Origin of the sequence: Massilia sp. UBA6681 (assembly GCF_002454935.1) — a bacterium.
Taxonomy (GTDB): Bacteria; Pseudomonadota; Gammaproteobacteria; order Burkholderiales; family Burkholderiaceae_D; genus Telluria; species Telluria varians.
In genome coordinates this window covers 21,203-36,449 of record NZ_DKJX01000027.1, presented here as the reverse complement: position 1 = coordinate 36,449, position 15,247 = coordinate 21,203, and the positions used below count along the sequence as shown (strand labels likewise).

The window sequence follows — 15,247 nt, the reverse complement described above, 5'->3', positions numbered from 1 at the left end:
CCTCCCCCGCCCCTAAGGCCTATTTAAGAGCGTATTTGCAACTAGTCCACCGCCGCCATCCGCAACTCCTCCGTATGATGCCGCTGCTGCTCTTCCATCACCATCACCCCCAGCTCCCTTTTGAGCGCGTTGAACTCCGGCGCCGCCGGGTCGCGCATGCGCGCAATCTCGACCAGCAGGTCGCGCTTGATCGTCCCCGGCCGGTAGGTCATCACGACGATCCGGTCCGCCAGGTAGACCGCCTCCTCGATGCTGTGGGTAACGAACAGGATGGTCTTCTTCAGCTCGGACCAGATGCGCAGCAGCTCGTCCTGCAGGTTGCGGCGGGTGAGCGCATCCAGGGCGCCGAAGGGCTCGTCCATCAGCATGATCGGCGAATCGAGCGCCAGCACGCGCGCGATCGCCACGCGCTGGCGCATGCCGCCTGACAGGTCCTTGGGAAAGCGCTGGCGGAAGTCGCTCAGGGACAGCATGCCCAGCAGGTCGCCGACCCGCGCGCGGATCTCGGCCTTGCCCAGGCCCTTGATGTGCAGGCCGAAGGCGATGTTGTCCTCGACCGTCATCCAGGGGAACAGCGCATATTCCTGGAACACCATGCCGCGGTCCGGCCCCGGCGCTGTAACCGGGTTGCCGTCGACCGTGATCGTGCCGCTGCTGGGCAGCGAGAAGCCCGCCACGGCGTTGAGCAGCGTGGACTTGCCGCAGCCGGATGGCCCGAGCAGGCAGGTGAACTGCCCGCGCGGGATGTCGAGGTCGATGTCCTGCAATGCCGTGACCGTCCTGCCGCCGGTTTCGAACAGCTTGTGGACGCCATCGACGCGGATATGCGGCTGCAGGACCTGCGGGGGGATAGCATGCGGTGCGTTCATGTCAGTGCTCCAGGCCGCGGTGCCAGCGCAGCAGGTAGTTATTCAGGCGGTTCATGGCGATGTCGATGGCCAGGCCGAGCAGGCCGATGGTGATCATCCCGGCGATGATCTTGTCGGACCAGAAGTACTCGCGCGCCTCCAGGATGCGGAAACCCAGCCCGTTGTTCACGGCGATCATCTCCGACACGATCACCACGATGAAGGCGGTGCCGATCCCGATCCGCACGCCCGACAGGATGTAGGGCACCGCGGCCGGCAGGATCACGCGCAGGAACATGGTGGCGCCGCCCGCCCCCAGGTTGCGCGCCGCGCGCAGGTAGATGCCGTCCACGTGGCGCACCCCGGCGATGGTGTTCATCAGGACCGGGAAGAAGGCCCCCAGTGCGATCAGGAACACGGCCGGCGGGTTGCCCAGCCCGAACCACAGGATGGCCAGCGGGATGTAGGCGATCGGCGGGATCGGGCGCAGCAGCTGCACCAGGGGGTTCATCCACGCGTACACGACGCGGCTCGCGCCCATCGCCAGCCCGAGCGGCAGGGCCAGCCCGGCGCCGATCGCGAAGCCCACCACCACCCTCACCATGCTGGTCCAGATGTCGATCGGCAGCTCGCCCGACAGCGCCCAGGACCACCAGCCGCCTTCGGTATAGTCCGCGTAGGGCGCCAGCGGCAGCAGGTAGGCCACCCACTTGCGCCAGACGTCGAGCGGGGCCGGCAGCACCTGCGGGTTGACCCAGCCGTTCATGGCGACCCACTGCCACAGCAGGACGGCGGCCACCGGGACTACCGCACCGACCGCCATCTCGCGCCAGCGTTCGCGCGTTTGCTTGCGCCTGTCTTGGGTATGCATGCTGGCCTCCTTCACTTCACGCCCAGGCTGTTCTTCGCCGCCGCCAGCAGGTCGGTGCGCACCCATTCCTGGGCCACCGGCGGTTTCGCCATGCGCCCCACCCCGGTTCTGGCCATGATGTCGGTGGTGACCTGAATGTGCTCGGGCGTGATGTCGAAGGAATACGGCGAATTGCGGATCGCATCCTGGAAGTCGTCGCTCGTGATCTGGTTCTTGAAGATCGTCTCGCGCACGTATTTCTCGGCCACCGAGGGGCTGTCGATGAAGGTCCTGGTGGCGTCGACGAAGCAGCGCATGAATTTTTCCGCCGCCAAGCGCCGTTCGCGGTAGAACTTCTCGGTCATGACCATGGTCCGGATCGGCTCGCCGATCGGGGTGTCATACGGTTTGATCACTTCGACGCCGAAGCCCTTGTTGATCGCCTGCGAGGACTGCGGCTCGGACTGCATCATGGCGTCGATCTGCTTGCCGAGCAGGGCCTGGTTCAGGTCGGCGTAGGACAGGAACACCAGCTGCACGTCCTTGCCGGGCGCCGCATCGGCCTTCAATCCATGCTTGGCCAGCTGCGCCATCAGGAGCACTTCCTGGATCGCGCCGCGGGTCACGCCGACCCGCTTGCCCTTGAGCCCCGCGACGCTGCGGATGCCCAGTTCGGGCCGCGCCACCAGGCGCGCGCCGCCCTTGGCGAAACCGGCCACCACGACGATCGGCGCCCCGCCGGCGCGGCCCGAGATCGCCGCCTCCGAGGCGGTGGCGCCGACGTCCAGCTCGCCGGCGATGATCGCCTGCATCACGTCCAGGCCCTTGGCGAAGACCTTTTCCTCGACCCGGATGCCGCACTTCGGCGCGATCTCCTTGATGTACGAGACCGCGCCGAAATGGGCGAGCTTGAGGTTCCCGAGCCGGACCACCTCCTGGGCCCCGGCGCCGCCTGCTGCCAGCAGGGCGGCTGCGGCGAGGATGCTGCTGACTAGCTTGATCATGCCTGTTCTCCCGTATATACAAATCGCAAAACAATTGGTGTCGCCTGTATGCGGCACAGCAAAACATGTGTGCGCACCAGATCGATGCTGACGGGAAATGGCCTATGAGTACGTGAGCTGTGTCAGAAACGGCAAGGTTTCCATATGATCGAACGCATCACAGGTGAGGAAAAACTGCGTTATATCGCTGCGGTGGTCGAACTCGGCGGCTGCCGCAAGGTAGAATGGCGGTTTGTCGAATGCGACGTGCTGTCTTATATAGTAGGTAGAACATGCTAGATAACCTTACCCAACGCCTAGCCAAGGTCGTCAAGACGATGCGCGGCGAGGCGCGCCTTACCGAGGCGAACACCGCCGAGATGCTGCGCGAAGTGCGCATGGCCCTGCTCGAGGCCGACGTGGCGCTGCCGGCGGTGCGCGAATTCATCGCCAAAGTCAAAGAGAAAGCGCTGGGCGAAGAAGTCATCGGCTCGCTCAGCCCCGGCCAGGCCCTGGTCGGCGTGGTGCAGCGCGAGCTGGCCGCCCTGATGGGCGCCGACCTCGGCCCCGACGCCACCCAGCTGTCCTTCGCCCAGCAGCCGCCGGCGATCATCCTGATGGCCGGCCTGCAGGGTGTGGGTAAGACCACCACCACCGGCAAGCTCGCCAAGTACCTCAAGGAACAGAAGAAAAAGAAGGTCCTGACCGTTTCGGCCGACGTCTACCGCCCTGCCGCGATCGCGCAGCTGGAGTCCGTCACCAAGCAGGTCGGCGCCGACTTCTTCCCGTCCACCGCCAACGACAAGCCGGTCGACATCGCGCGTAACGCGCTCGATTGGGCCAAGAAGCACTACCACGACGTCCTGATCATCGACACCGCCGGCCGCCTCGGCATCGACGAAGCGATGATGCAGGAGATCGCGGCGGTGCACGCCGCCGTCAATCCGGTCGAGACCCTGTTCGTGGTCGACGCCATGCTGGGCCAGGATGCGATCAACACCGCCAAGGCCTTCAACGACGCCCTACCGCTCACCGGCGTGGTGCTGACCAAGCTCGATGGCGATTCGCGCGGCGGCGCGGCCCTGTCGGTGCGCCACGTGACCGGCAAGCCGATCAAGTTCGCCGGCGTGTCCGAAAAGCTGGACGGCCTGGAAGCCTTCGATCCGACCCGCATGGCCAACCGCGTGCTGGGCATGGGCGACATCCTGGCGCTGGTGGAAGAAGCGCGCAAGGGCGTCGACGCCGAGGCCGCGACCGAGCTGGCCAACAAGATCAAGGGCGGCGGCAAGTTCGACATGAACGACTTCAAGGCGCAGCTGACCCAGATGAAGAAGATGGGCGGCATGTCCGGCCTTCTCGATAAGCTGCCGGCCCAGTTCCAGCAGGCGGCGGCGGGCGCCAACATGGACCAGGCCGAGAAGCAGGTGCGCCGCATGGTCGGCATCATCGATTCGATGACACCCGGCGAGCGCGCCAAGCCCGAGCTGATCAAGGCCAACCGCAAGCGCCGCATCGCGGCCGGCGCCGGCGTGCAGGTGCAGGAAGTGAACCGCATGCTGAACCAGTACGACCAGATGCAGACCATGATGAAGAAGCTCAAAGGCGGCGGCCTGATGAAGATGATGCGCGGGATGAAGGGCATGATGCCCGGCCTGCGTTGACCAAGCGGCGTCGTCGAAGAAACCGCGCAAACACGGGCTTTGCGCGGTTTTTTACATTCTGACAGGCGGTTTTTTCATTTGCCGGCTCCCTAGTGTGCGATAGCTCGCATATCGGGGCTTATAAGAATGAAAAAATTTCGAAAAAGACTTGCATGAACAGTAAAAGGCCACCAATATAAGCCGGTGCGTCAATAACGCAACTTTCCCTGTGATCGTTTTAGGAGGCTCGAAGATGGCAACAGCCAAAAAATCCACCGCAGCGCCAGCCAAGAAAGCAGCCGCCAAGCCGGCAGCAGCGGCCAAGCCTGCAGCAAAAAAAGCAGCAGCTCCAGCAAAAGCAGCAGCGAAACCAGCAGCGAAGCCGGCCGCGGCACGCAAGCCGAACGCCGCTTTCATGAAAGAGATGACGCCGTCGGGCGAACTGGCAGCAGTGGTCGGCAACAAGCCGCTGCCACGCACCGAAGTCACCAAGAAGGTCTGGGACTACATCAAGGCCCAGAACCTGCAGGACGAATCGAACCGCCGCATGATCAACGCCGACGACAAGCTGAAGGCTGTCTTCGGCGGCAAGGCACAGGTCTCGATGTTCGAAATGACCAAGCTCATTTCGGACCACCTGAAGTAAGCACTGGCCGGCTGTCCAGTAGCCTTGCAAATGAAAAGCCCCGGGAGACCGGGGCTTTTTGTTTTTGGCCTGTTGAACAGCCGGTACGTTTCCACGTCGGCCCGCGCCCTATGCTCCGTCATTCCGGCGGAGGCCGGAATGACGTTGGTAGAAGACGCGGACTATAACAAGGCCACGACTTCGATCACGCCCTGATCACAGCCCCGCCGCTGCCTTCATCAGATGGAAGACCTGCGTGTTCTCCATCGTCCCCTTGAACGGCGCCGAGCCGGCGCCGGTGGCAAACAGCTTCACGTCCCCGCCGCCGTGCGATTCGTACACGGTGCGCACGCCTGCCTCCTGGCGGTACTCGTCGCCCAGAGCCACGGCGCTGTCCACGTCGGCGCGCAGGTCGGGGCGCACCTTGCCGTTGCCGAACAGGAGCGCGGTGAAGGTCTTGCCGTCGGCGTCCTTCTTCGGCTGGCCGCTGGCGTAGTCGTGCACGATGTCCAGCACCTTGCTGCCGCGCTTCGGATAGCCGCTCAGGACCATCGTGTGGTCGTGGTCGGCGGTCACGACGATGAGCGTGTTTTCCAGTCCCGGATCAATCTGGCGCATGCGGTCGATCGCGGCCTGGATCGCCTCGTCGAAGGCCACCGTGTCGGCCAGCGCGTTCTTGGCGTTGGTGTCGTGCAGCGCGTGGTCGATCTTGCCGCCTTCGACCATCAGGAAGAAGCCGTCCGGATCCTTCGACAGCAGCTCGATCGCCTTCAGGGCCATCTCGGTCAGGGTCGGCTGCTCCGGGCGGCGCGCCAGCGAATAGTCCATGTGGGTGTCGGCGCTGTAGATGCCGACGAACTTGCGGCCCGGGCGCGCCGACATCATGTCGGCGCGCGTCTTGCCGACGGCATAGCCCTGCGCCGCGAACTCCGCCATCAGGTCGCGCCCGTCCGCGCGGCCCTTCGGATTGGCGGCCTTGTCGAAGGGCGTGAAGTGGTGGCGCCCGCCGCCCATCAGGACGTCGACGCCGTCGCCCAGCGCGCGGTTGTAGCCTTCGCCGCCCGGCACGATCTGGCGCGCGATGGTGTAGCCGGCGTCGCGGTGGCAGACGTGCGAGAAGGTCGACGCCGGCGTGGCGTGGGTCAGCTCGGTGGTGGTCACCGCGCCCACGGCCTTGCCACGCGCCTTGGCCAGCTCGAGGATGGTCGGCACGATCACGCCGTCGTTCGGCGCGCACTTGTCGATCGTGCGGTTGCCGTTGGCGTCCTTCTCGGGATCGATGGCGCGCGCATCCTTGATCGAGATGCCGTCCTGGTTGATCTTCACGCCGGTCATGTAGGCGCCCATCGAGGGCGCGCTGTCGGTGGTCTGGAAGTCGTTCGAATAGGTCTTGATGCGCGCGGTGCGCTCCAGGCGTTCGAAGTTCAGCAGGCCGTCCTCGCCGTGCTTGAAGATGCGGGCGGCGCTGATGGTGGTCGGGCCCATGCCGTCGCCGAGGAAGAAGATGATGTTCTTGGCCTGCGGCGCTGCAAATGCGCAGCTGCTTGCCAGGCTGGCGGCCAGAAGGAAGTTGAGTCGTTTGTTCATGATGAATTCCTCAGAGGCCGGCAGCGGTCTTGATCAGGCCGAAGACGCGGGTATTGTCGATGGTCCCGCGGAACAGTTCCGCGCCGGCGCCGGCGGCGCCCAGGTAGACGTCGGTGCCGCCGTGGGTCTCGGCGCCCGTGCGCGTGCGCACCACCGCTTCCTGGTGGTAGTCGTCGCGCGTCACGATCTCGTCGGTGAGCGCGGGCTGGCTGGAGCGTGGACCGTTGGTGCGGTTCTCGCCGGTGCCGAAGCCGATGATGGTGAAGGGACGGCCTTCCTTGTCCAGCTTGGGGCTGCCGTCCAGGTTGCGCACCAGGCCCAGCACGCCCGGATTGGTCGGGGTGGTCTTGCCGGTGCGGACCGTGTAGCCGTTCAGGAGCAGCGTGTGGTCATGGTCGGCGGTGGCGACGATCAGGGTGTTCTTCAGGCCCGGGTCCAGTGCCTCCATCTTCTCCAGCGCGGCCTGCATGGCGTCGTTGTAGGACACGGTTTCCTGCAGCGCGCGCTTAGCCAACGTGGCGTGCAGCGCATGGTCGATCAGGCCGCCCTCGACCACCAGGAAGAAGCCCTTGCCGCCTTGGGTTGCGTGCGGGGCCAGCAGGTCGATGGCCTTGCGCGTCATCTCGGTCAGGCTCGGCTGCTTCGCTTGATCGCGGGTGGCGTCGTAGTCCATGTGGTTCTGGGCAAACAGGCCGATGGCCGGCTGCTGCGCGTCGAGGGCGAGCGCGTTGAAGCTCGCGGTATCACGGGCGACGCGGAAGCCCTGCTGTCCCAGTTCGGCCAGCAGGTCGCGGTTGTCGGCGCGCTTGCCGCCGCGCGCGAAGGGCGTGAAGAACTGGGCGCCGCCGCCGAACATCACGTCCAGACCGCGCGGGCCGAGCGCCCCGTTGTAGCCGGCGCCGCCCGGCACCAGCATGGCCGCGAAATCGGTCTCGAGCTTGCGGTGGCAGCCATGGCCGTAGGCGGAGGCTGGGGTGGCGTCGGTGACGCTGGTGTTGGTGACCACGCCCAGCGCCATGCCGCGCTTGCGCGCCAGTTCCAGCAGCGTGGTGGCGGGCGAGCCGTTCTCGCACTTGCTGACCAGGGCATTGCCGTTGGCATCCTTGCCCGGCGCGACCGAACGGGTGCCGAGGGACATCGAGATCACGCCGTTGTTGTGCTTCACGCCGGTCATGTAGGCGGCCATGCCGGCGGCGCTGTCGGTGACCATGGCGTCGTTCGAGAAGGTCTTCACGAAGGCCGATTCGGGCAGGCGGTCGATGGTGAGTTCGCCCGCTTCGCCGGCGTGGAAGATGCGCGCGGCGGTGAGCGTGTTCAGGCCCATGCCGTCGCCGAGGAAGAAAATTACGTTCCTGGCGCGCTGGTCGTGCTGGACCTGGGCGGGTGCTTGGGAAGTGGGCGGCACGGCGGCGCAGCCGGCCAGCGCGGCGATGAGGACAGCGCCGGCAAGGGTGGACAATCGCATGAGGACCTCTACGTCTGGAAAGCGCAGAGTTTAATGCATTATGGCACCTGGAATTGTTGCGGGATTGTTAGTACGGCACTAGCCGCGCTTGAATTCCCACTTCTTCCAGGCCGCCAGCACCGCGTTCGGATACTGCGGCTTGCCGCGGCTGCCGTTATAGCGGCCCAGCGCGAGATACAGGTTGCCCTTTTCCATGTCGATGTACATGCGCAGGATCGAGCAGCCGTAGCGCAGGTTGGTCTGCATGTGGAACAGCTTGCGGCGGTCGCTGTCGCCGATGACCTTGGTCCAGAACGGCATCACCTGCATGTAGCCGCGCGCGCCGGCGATGGAAATGGCGTACTTGCGGTAGGCCGACTCCACGTGGATCAGGCCCAGCACCAGCCCCGGGTCGAGGCCGGCCCGGGTCGATTCGTACCAGACCGACTCGAGGAATTCGGTGCGCGACGAGGCGTCCGGGATGCGCTTGGCAAGCCGGCGCGACATCTCGTCGAACCAGGCCTGGTAGCGCGCCCGCGCTTGCTCGTCGCGCAGCACCGGCTTCGGCGGGCGGCTGTCGTTGATGGCGTTGGCCAAGGCGAGGCGGACCGAATCGGCCAGCGCTTCTTCCTTCTGGTTGCCGGCATGCGCCGCGCCGGCGAGCAGCAGCGCGCCGGCAAACAGCGCACCGGCTGCGAAGGGGAACAGCGTCGCCAGGTTCACTTGCCCAGCTTGCCCTTGATGAAGGCGACCATGCCGTCGACCGGCACGCTGGTGGCGGCTTCGTCGCGGCGGCCCTGGTATTCCAGGTTGCCTTCCTTGAGGCCGCGCTCGCCGATCACGACGCGGTGCGGCACGCCGATCAGTTCCCAGTCGGCGAACATCGCGCCCGGACGCAGGCCGCGGTCGTCGACGATCACGTCGACACCAGCCGCCTGCAGTTCGGCGTACAGCTTCTCGGTCTGGTCCTTGACCATCTCGCTGCGGTCCAGGCCCATCGGGCACAGCACCAGCTCGAACGGGGCGATCGAATCCGGCCAGATGATGCCCTTGTCGTCGTAGTTCTGCTCGATCGCCGCGCCCAGGATGCGGGTCACGCCGATGCCGTAGCAGCCCATCTGCAGCGGGGCCGGCTTGCCGGCTTCGTCCAGGAAGGTGGCGTCCATCGCTTCCGAATAGGCGGTACCGAGCTGGAACACGTGGCCCACTTCGATGCCGCGCTCGATCGCCAACACGCCCTTGCCGTCCGGCGAAGGATCGCCTTCGACCACGTTGCGCAGGTCGGCCACGAGCGGCTCGGCGCAATCGCGGCCCCAATTGGCGCCGACGTAGTGGTAGTCCGCCTCGTTGGCGCCGCAGACGAAGTCGGCCATGTTGGCCACCGTCCGGTCGGCCACCACGGTGACCGGCAGTTTCGTGCCGATCGGACCGAGGTAGCCCGGCACGGTGCCGTACACTTCCTGGATTTCGGCCTCGGTCGAGAAGCGGAACTCCTTCAGCCCCGGCACCTTGTTCACCTTGATCTCGTTGAGTTCATGGTCGGCGCGCAGCAGCAGCAGGAAGTAGCTCTTCTTGCCTTCGTTCTCGACGGTCAGGGCGATGCTCTTGACGTGGTGCTGCAGCGGGATGTTCAGCAGTTCGGCCACGGCTTCGCACTTGGTCTTGCCGGGCGTGGAGGTCTTGACCAGTTCCTGGGTGCTTGCTGCGCGCGCGCCGCTGGCCAGTGCTTCGGCCGCTTCGATGTTGGCGGCGTAGTCCGAATCCGGGCAGTACACCAGCGCGTCTTCGCCGGTGCTGGCGATGACGTGGAATTCATGCGAGCCGGTGCCGCCGATGGCGCCATTGTCGGCCGCCACCGCGCGGAACTTCAGGCCGAAGCGCGTGAAGATCCTGGTGTAGGCGTCGAACATGGTCGCATAGGACTTCTGCATGCCCTCGACGTCGCGGTCGAAGGAATACGCATCCTTCATGGTGAACTCGCGGCCGCGCATCAGGCCGAAGCGCGGACGGCGCTCGTCGCGGAACTTGGTCTGGATGTGGTAGAAGTTGATCGGCAGCTGGCGGTAGGACTTGAGCTCGCTGCGCACGACGTCGGTGACGACTTCTTCCGAGGTCGGCTGGATGGCGAACTCACGGCCATGGCGGTCTTTCACGCGCATCAGTTCCGGGCCCATCTTGTCCCAGCGGCCGGTCTCCTGCCACAGTTCGGCCGGCTGCACGAGCGGCATCAGCAGTTCGATCGCGCCTGCCTTGTTCATCTCTTCGCGGATGATGTTCTCGACCTTGCGGATGATGCGCAGGCCGGTCGGCATGTAGGTGTAGATGCCCGAACCGAGGCGCTTGATCATCCCGGCGCGCATCATCAACTGGTGGCTGACGATTTCCGCGTCCGAAGGCGCTTCTTTAAGAGTTGAAATAAAAAATCGTGAGGCGCGCATATCCGTGAATTCTTTTTAAAAAGAGAGGGTTATAATCGACCTAATTTTAAAGGATTAGCTGGCTGATGCGTCCAATCTTTCTACAAATGGGTCCGGAACAAGCATCACCTGCCTCGTCGGCAACCAGCCGGCCAGGTGGGCAAGGCACTTTGTGGGTAAAAATATAAGAGCGGCTGGCAAAACCCCAAGAGCAAGGCGCAGCGTCGAAGACAGTACCTTGGTACGGCGAGACGATGCAACGCAGCTATTGGGGGAATTGTCAGACGATCGAAGGATCGTACGGCCGGCAGAAAGTTTCGAGGTGCACATATGCTCGATCGTGAAGGGTTCCGCCCCAACGTCGGCATCATCCTGCTGAACGCCAACAACGAGGTGTGGTGGGGCAAGCGGGTGCGCGAGCACTCATGGCAGTTTCCGCAAGGGGGTATCAAATACGGCGAGACGCCGGAACAGGCGATGTACCGCGAACTCGAGGAAGAAATCGGTTTGCGGCAGGAGCACGTCAAGATCGTGGGCCGCACCCGCGACTGGCTGCGCTATGAAGTGCCCGACCACTTCATCAAGCGCGAGATCCGCGGCCACTACCGTGGCCAGAAGCAGATCTGGTTCCTGCTGCGCATGATGGCGCGCGATAACGACGTCAACCTGCGCCTGACCGACCATCCCGAGTTCGACGCCTGGCGCTGGCACGACTACTGGGTGCCGCTGGACGTGGTCATCGAGTTCAAGCGCGATGTCTACCAGCGCGCGCTGCAGGAGCTGTCGCGCTTCATCACCTGGCCGGCCAAGGGCCAGCACGGCGAACGCCGCCACAGCGCGCGCTACCTGCGCCAGCCGCACAGCCGCGCCCAGGGCGGCAAGGGCCAACAGGCATTGGCGGCCAATGCGGTGGCGCCTGCCGCCGCGGCCAAGCCGGCGACGCCGGATTCGCTGGTGCTGTTGCCGGACGAGTAAGCCGAACCACGGGGAGCAGCGCGCTCCCCGTGGCTTTCTTCCGTCGCGCCCGCGGCGGATGCCCCCTTTCATCCCGCGCTTCAGGCCGCTGCCTGGGCGTCCTGAAGCAGACAGCGGCGGGAAGCGCTAGAATGCCGGCTTCCTGCCTTTTTTCTCCCTCCCCAGCCATGTTCACTCCGTCCTCGCACGACGTGCGCCGCTTTTTCTGCGAAGCCCTGCGCAAGCAGCGCAACGGCGAGATCCTGAGCCCGATGGACGCCATCGCGGCCGACTGGATCGTCCAGCATCCCGAATACCACGCCGAACTCGATGACGTCGAAGCGGCCATCGCCCGCGACTACTCGGTCGAAGGCGGCAAGCCGAATCCTTTCCTGCACCTGTCGATGCACCTGTCGATCGCCGAGCAGGTCTCGATCGACCAGCCGCGCGGCATCAAGGCCGCGCACGACCTGCTGGTGAACCGCATCGGCGAGCACGAGGCGCACCACGAGATCATGGAATGCCTCGGCGAGATGATCTGGAAGTCGCAGCGCGCCGGCCTGCCGCCGGATACCGAAGCCTATATCGAATGCGTGCGCCAGCGCGCCACGCGCTGAGGGGCGCGGCAACATGATTCAAAAATGCGGCCTAGGCCGCATTTTTTGTATCATGTTCCAAATCCCAACAGTTTAGCGGGGCGTCGATATTTACGCCGTGTTTTATGCATACAGGATTGCCGCGAATGCAAGTTTCCTCATAGTATTTATGCATGAAAACCATCCTCCGCCTGCTGGGCGCGGCCTGCGCCCTCCTCCCCCTCGCCCATGCCGCCGCGCAGACCTGCACGTATACGCCGATTGGCAAGCTGCCGCTGCGCTATAGCGGGATGGGCCTGGAAATCACCGCCGAGGGCAGCATCAACGGCTCCCCGGCCGAACTGCTGGTCGACACCGGCGCCTATGCGACCGCGCTGACGCGCACCGGCACCGAGCGGCGCGGCATCCGCCTGTACGCCACCGGCAGGCATGCCCAGGGCTTCGGCGGCAGTTCGCCGATCTATGCCTCCATCGTCAACGAATTCATCGTCGGGCCGGTCCGCGCCGGCCGCAGCAATATGCCGGTGATCGGCAGCTTCGGCGACACGCCCTCCTACGATGGCATCCTGGGCGCGCCCTTCCTGTTCCAGACCGATGTGGAGATCTCGCTCCCCACCAAGCAGCTGACCTTCTTCGTCCCCGAGAAATGCGGCGGCACCTGGCTCGGCTACTGGGGCAAGGACGTGCAGGCGATCCCGCTGCGGCGCCACGACGAACACCACATGAACCCGAAGTTCTTCGTACGCATCAACGGCAAGGAACTGGAGGCGATGATCGACACCGGCGCCTTTGCCTCCATGATCACCGCCGATGCCGCCAAGCGTGCCGGGATCGCGCTGGACGGCCCCGACGCCACGCGCGGCTCGGATATCGGCGGCATCGGCAACTACTCGGCCCAACGCTGGCACGTGACGACCACCTTCCAGATTGGCGAGGAAACCGTCCAGAACGCAGAGATGGGTGTGGAAAACTCCGGCCTGAACATGGCCGACGTGGTGCTGGGCGCGGACTTCCTGCGCGCCCACCGCGTGCTGTTCGCGCTGAGCCAGAACAAGCTGTACTTTTCCTATGTGGGCAGCGAGCCTTTCGGCCAGCGGCGCACGCTGGAGCCATGGGTCCTGGCCGAGGCGGAGGGCGGCAACGCCGACGCCCAGTTCACGCTGGCCCGCGCCTACCGCAGCGGGAAGCTGGTCGCGAAGGACAGCGAGCGCTCGAAAGAATGGCTGGAAAAGGCGGCCAAGGGCGGCAGCGGCCATGCCAACCTGCACACCGGCCATGAGCTGCTGGCGCAGCGCGACTATGCCGCTGCCGCCACGCGCCTGCGCAGCGCGCTCGACAAGCTGCCGGCCGAACGCCACGGCGCCCTCTGGCTCTACCTCGCGCGCGTACGCAGCGGCCAGCCCGAGCTGGCGAAATCGGAGCTTGCCACGATCTTCTCGCGCACCGCGAGCGACGAATGGCCGAAACCGATCGGCGAGTTCTACCTCGGCACCCTGTCGGCCGACAAGCTCCTGGCGGAAGCCGGCGGCGCGCGCAGCGAAGGCAAGGAGCGCCGCTGCGAGGCGCTGGCGGCGATGGGCGACTGGTACCGCGCACACGCCCAGCCGGATGCGGAGAAAGCCATCGACGCCCAGATCGCGGCCAGTTGCACCACGCCCGAACTGACCTATACCAAGCTGGGTACCTGATCAGTGCACGGCGGCGCGAATCAGCCCAGCTTGTCGTCGGCGACGCGGTAGCGCGGGTCTTCCGGCAGGTTCACTTCGATCATGTCGCGGGCGCGTTCTAGCAGCTCGCGGCAGTCCGGGCTCAGGTGGCGCAGGTGCAGGCGCTTGTCCAATGCGCGGTAGCGCTCGGCCAGGCCATCGATCGCCTGGATCGCCGAGTGGTCGGCCACGCGCGCGCGACGGAACTCGATGACCACGTCCTGCGGGTCGGTCTTCGGCGTGAACATCCCCTGGAAGCCGGTCACCGAGGCGAAGAACAGCGTGCCTTCCAGCTCGTAGACCTTCCGTCCCTGCGCATCGGTGCCGCTGGTGACGCGGATCTGCTTGGCATGCTGCCAGGCGAACACCAGGGCCGAGACGACCACCCCGGCCAGCACCGCCACCGCCAGGTCGAAGGCCAGGGTGATGCCCGCCACCAGCACGATCACCAGCGCGTCCGCCCGCGGCACCTTGCCGAACAGGCGGAAGGTGCCCCACTCGAAGGTCTTCTCGCAGACCACGAACATCACGCCGATCAGCGCCGCCAGCGGGATCTGCTCGATCCAGCTTGATCCGACCAGGATGAAGGAGAGCAGGAACAGGGAGGCCACGATGCCCGACAGGCGCCCGGTGCCGCCGCTGTTCACGTTGATCATGCTCTGGCCGATCAGGGCGCAGCCGCCCATGCCCCCGAAGAAGCCGGTGACGACATTGGACGCGCCCAGCGCCAGGCATTCGCGGTTGGGCTGGCCGCGGGTATCGGTGATCTCGTCGAGCAGGGTGAGCGTGAGCAGCGACTCGATCAGGCCGACGCCGGCCAGCACCAGCGCATACGGGAACACGATGCGCAGGGTCTCCAGGTTCCACGGCACCTCGGGCACCGCGAAGCTGGGCAGCCCACCGGCGATCGAGCCGAGGTCGCCCACGGTCTTGGTGTCGATGCCCAGCAGCGCGCAGCCGGCGCTGGCCGCCAGGATGCCGACCAGGGTGCTCGGCACCGCCTTGGTGAAGCGCGGCGTGAGGTAGATGACCGCCATGGTGGCGGCGACCACCGCCAGCATCGTGGCCAGCTCAAGGCCGCCCATCCATTGCATCGTGCCGTCCGGGCCCGGCGTCTTGAAGTGGCCGAACTGGGCGACGAAGATCACCAGCGCCAGGCCGTTGACGAAGCCGAGCATGACCGGGTGCGGCACCATGCGGATGAACTTGCCCAGGCGCGCGGCCGCGAACAGCAGTTGCAGCACGCCCATCAGCACCACGGCCGCGAACAGGTACTGCGGCCCGTGCTGCACCACCAGCGCCACCATCACCACCGCCAGCGATCCGGCCGCGGCCGAGATCATGCCGGGGCGGCCGCCGAACGCGGAGGTAATGAAGGAGACCAGCACCGCGGCGTACAGGCCGGTGAGGGGCGAAACCTGGGCCACCAGGGCAAAAGCGATCGCCTCGGGGACGAGCGCCAGGGCGACGGTCAGGCCGCTGAGCAGGTTGGATTTGAGGTAGGACGGGGACAAGGACATCGGGGCTCCGGAAAACAAAATCCCCCCGCCGGCTGCCCGGTCGGGGGGATCGTCAGTTTACCAGCTGGACGCCGGAA

13 protein-coding genes are annotated in these 15,247 nt (G+C 65.6%); 5 read left to right on the top strand and 8 right to left on the bottom strand.

Features of this window, described 5'->3' with window-relative positions:
- Positions 1 to 41: 41 nt before the first annotated feature.
- The 3 genes from B2R83_RS03205 to B2R83_RS03195 are packed head-to-tail and all read right to left on the bottom strand — an operon-like array spanning position 42 to position 2,702.
- Positions 42 to 869: an ABC transporter ATP-binding protein gene (locus B2R83_RS03205; protein WP_292038247.1), complete on the bottom strand. Its 828-nt coding sequence runs from the start codon at positions 867 to 869 to the stop codon at positions 42 to 44.
- Between the two features lies 1 nt (position 870).
- Positions 871 to 1,719, bottom strand: a complete 849-nt coding sequence (locus B2R83_RS03200) for an ABC transporter permease (RefSeq protein ID WP_292038246.1) — start codon at positions 1,717 to 1,719, stop codon at positions 871 to 873.
- An 11-nt stretch (positions 1,720 to 1,730) separates the two neighbouring features.
- On the bottom strand, positions 1,731 to 2,702 hold the full coding sequence (locus B2R83_RS03195) for an ABC transporter substrate-binding protein (RefSeq protein ID WP_292038245.1): 972 nt from the start codon (positions 2,700 to 2,702) through the stop codon (positions 1,731 to 1,733).
- A 272-nt stretch (positions 2,703 to 2,974) separates the two neighbouring features.
- Between B2R83_RS03195 and ffh the strand changes: the two genes are divergently transcribed.
- Positions 2,975 to 4,342, top strand: coding sequence for a signal recognition particle protein (ffh, locus tag B2R83_RS03190; RefSeq protein ID WP_027866609.1), 1,368 nt, complete (start codon positions 2,975 to 2,977; stop codon positions 4,340 to 4,342).
- 232 nt (positions 4,343 to 4,574) lie between these two features.
- Positions 4,575 to 4,967: an SWIB/MDM2 domain-containing protein gene (locus B2R83_RS03185; RefSeq protein WP_027866608.1), complete on the top strand. Its 393-nt coding sequence runs from the start codon at positions 4,575 to 4,577 to the stop codon at positions 4,965 to 4,967.
- 195 nt (positions 4,968 to 5,162) lie between these two features.
- Here B2R83_RS03185 and B2R83_RS03180 read toward each other — a convergent pair whose 3' ends face one another.
- From B2R83_RS03180 to B2R83_RS03165, 4 genes are all read right to left on the bottom strand, one after another.
- Positions 5,163 to 6,533 carry an alkaline phosphatase gene (locus B2R83_RS03180; protein WP_292038243.1) on the bottom strand — a complete coding sequence of 457 codons (1,371 nt, stop codon included), beginning with the start codon at positions 6,531 to 6,533 and terminating at the stop codon, positions 5,163 to 5,165.
- 10 nt (positions 6,534 to 6,543) lie between these two features.
- Positions 6,544 to 7,998 carry an alkaline phosphatase gene (locus B2R83_RS03175; protein WP_292038242.1) on the bottom strand — a complete coding sequence of 485 codons (1,455 nt, stop codon included), beginning with the start codon at positions 7,996 to 7,998 and terminating at the stop codon, positions 6,544 to 6,546.
- Between the two features lie 78 nt (positions 7,999 to 8,076).
- Entirely contained in the window at positions 8,077 to 8,694 is a 618-nt protein-coding gene (locus B2R83_RS03170; protein WP_307189160.1) for a lytic transglycosylase domain-containing protein, read from the bottom strand.
- Between the two features lie 2 nt (positions 8,695 to 8,696).
- Entirely contained in the window at positions 8,697 to 10,415 is a 1,719-nt protein-coding gene (locus tag B2R83_RS03165) for a proline--tRNA ligase (protein WP_292038240.1), read from the bottom strand.
- 309 nt (positions 10,416 to 10,724) lie between these two features.
- On the opposite strand from B2R83_RS03165, the gene B2R83_RS03160 reads away from it, so the two are divergent.
- The 3 genes from B2R83_RS03160 (at position 10,725) to B2R83_RS03150 (ending at position 13,632) form a co-directional block, all read left to right on the top strand.
- Complete coding sequence (locus B2R83_RS03160) at positions 10,725 to 11,369, top strand: RNA pyrophosphohydrolase (protein ID WP_292038238.1); 645 nt, start codon at positions 10,725 to 10,727, stop codon at positions 11,367 to 11,369.
- Between the two features lie 167 nt (positions 11,370 to 11,536).
- A complete protein-coding gene (locus tag B2R83_RS03155; RefSeq protein ID WP_036211640.1) occupies positions 11,537 to 11,965 on the top strand; it encodes a DUF1841 family protein in 429 nt (142 codons plus the stop codon).
- Between the two features lie 152 nt (positions 11,966 to 12,117).
- The gene (locus B2R83_RS03150) at positions 12,118 to 13,632 is read left to right on the top strand and encodes an aspartyl protease family protein (RefSeq protein ID WP_292038237.1); all 1,515 of its coding nucleotides are present in this window, start codon (positions 12,118 to 12,120) and stop codon (positions 13,630 to 13,632) included.
- Between the two features lie 20 nt (positions 13,633 to 13,652).
- Here the strand turns inward: B2R83_RS03150 and B2R83_RS03145 are convergent, their stop codons facing one another.
- Positions 13,653 to 15,170 carry a SulP family inorganic anion transporter gene (locus B2R83_RS03145; protein WP_292038236.1) on the bottom strand — a complete coding sequence of 506 codons (1,518 nt, stop codon included), beginning with the start codon at positions 15,168 to 15,170 and terminating at the stop codon, positions 13,653 to 13,655.
- Positions 15,171 to 15,247: the final 77 nt, after the last annotated feature.

What these genes read in the sequence shown, in the direction of transcription:
- B2R83_RS03185 (WP_027866608.1), top strand. Translation starts at nt 4,575, where the DNA reads ATGGCAACAGCCAAAAAATCCACCGCAGCGCCAGCCAAGAAAGCAGCC.
- B2R83_RS03175 (WP_292038242.1), bottom strand. Translation starts at nt 7,998, where the DNA reads ATGCGATTGTCCACCCTTGCCGGCGCTGTCCTCATCGCCGCGCTGGCC.
- B2R83_RS03195 (WP_292038245.1), bottom strand. Translation starts at nt 2,702, where the DNA reads ATGATCAAGCTAGTCAGCAGCATCCTCGCCGCAGCCGCCCTGCTGGCA.
- ffh (WP_027866609.1), top strand. Translation starts at nt 2,975, where the DNA reads ATGCTAGATAACCTTACCCAACGCCTAGCCAAGGTCGTCAAGACGATG.
- B2R83_RS03155 (WP_036211640.1), top strand. Translation starts at nt 11,537, where the DNA reads ATGTTCACTCCGTCCTCGCACGACGTGCGCCGCTTTTTCTGCGAAGCC.
- B2R83_RS03160 (WP_292038238.1), top strand. Translation starts at nt 10,725, where the DNA reads ATGCTCGATCGTGAAGGGTTCCGCCCCAACGTCGGCATCATCCTGCTG.
- B2R83_RS03200 (WP_292038246.1), bottom strand. Translation starts at nt 1,719, where the DNA reads ATGCATACCCAAGACAGGCGCAAGCAAACGCGCGAACGCTGGCGCGAG.
- B2R83_RS03205 (WP_292038247.1), bottom strand. Translation starts at nt 869, where the DNA reads ATGAACGCACCGCATGCTATCCCCCCGCAGGTCCTGCAGCCGCATATC.
- B2R83_RS03145 (WP_292038236.1), bottom strand. Translation starts at nt 15,170, where the DNA reads ATGTCCTTGTCCCCGTCCTACCTCAAATCCAACCTGCTCAGCGGCCTG.
- B2R83_RS03150 (WP_292038237.1), top strand. Translation starts at nt 12,118, where the DNA reads ATGAAAACCATCCTCCGCCTGCTGGGCGCGGCCTGCGCCCTCCTCCCC.
- B2R83_RS03180 (WP_292038243.1), bottom strand. Translation starts at nt 6,533, where the DNA reads ATGAACAAACGACTCAACTTCCTTCTGGCCGCCAGCCTGGCAAGCAGC.
- B2R83_RS03165 (WP_292038240.1), bottom strand. Translation starts at nt 10,415, where the DNA reads ATGCGCGCCTCACGATTTTTTATTTCAACTCTTAAAGAAGCGCCTTCG.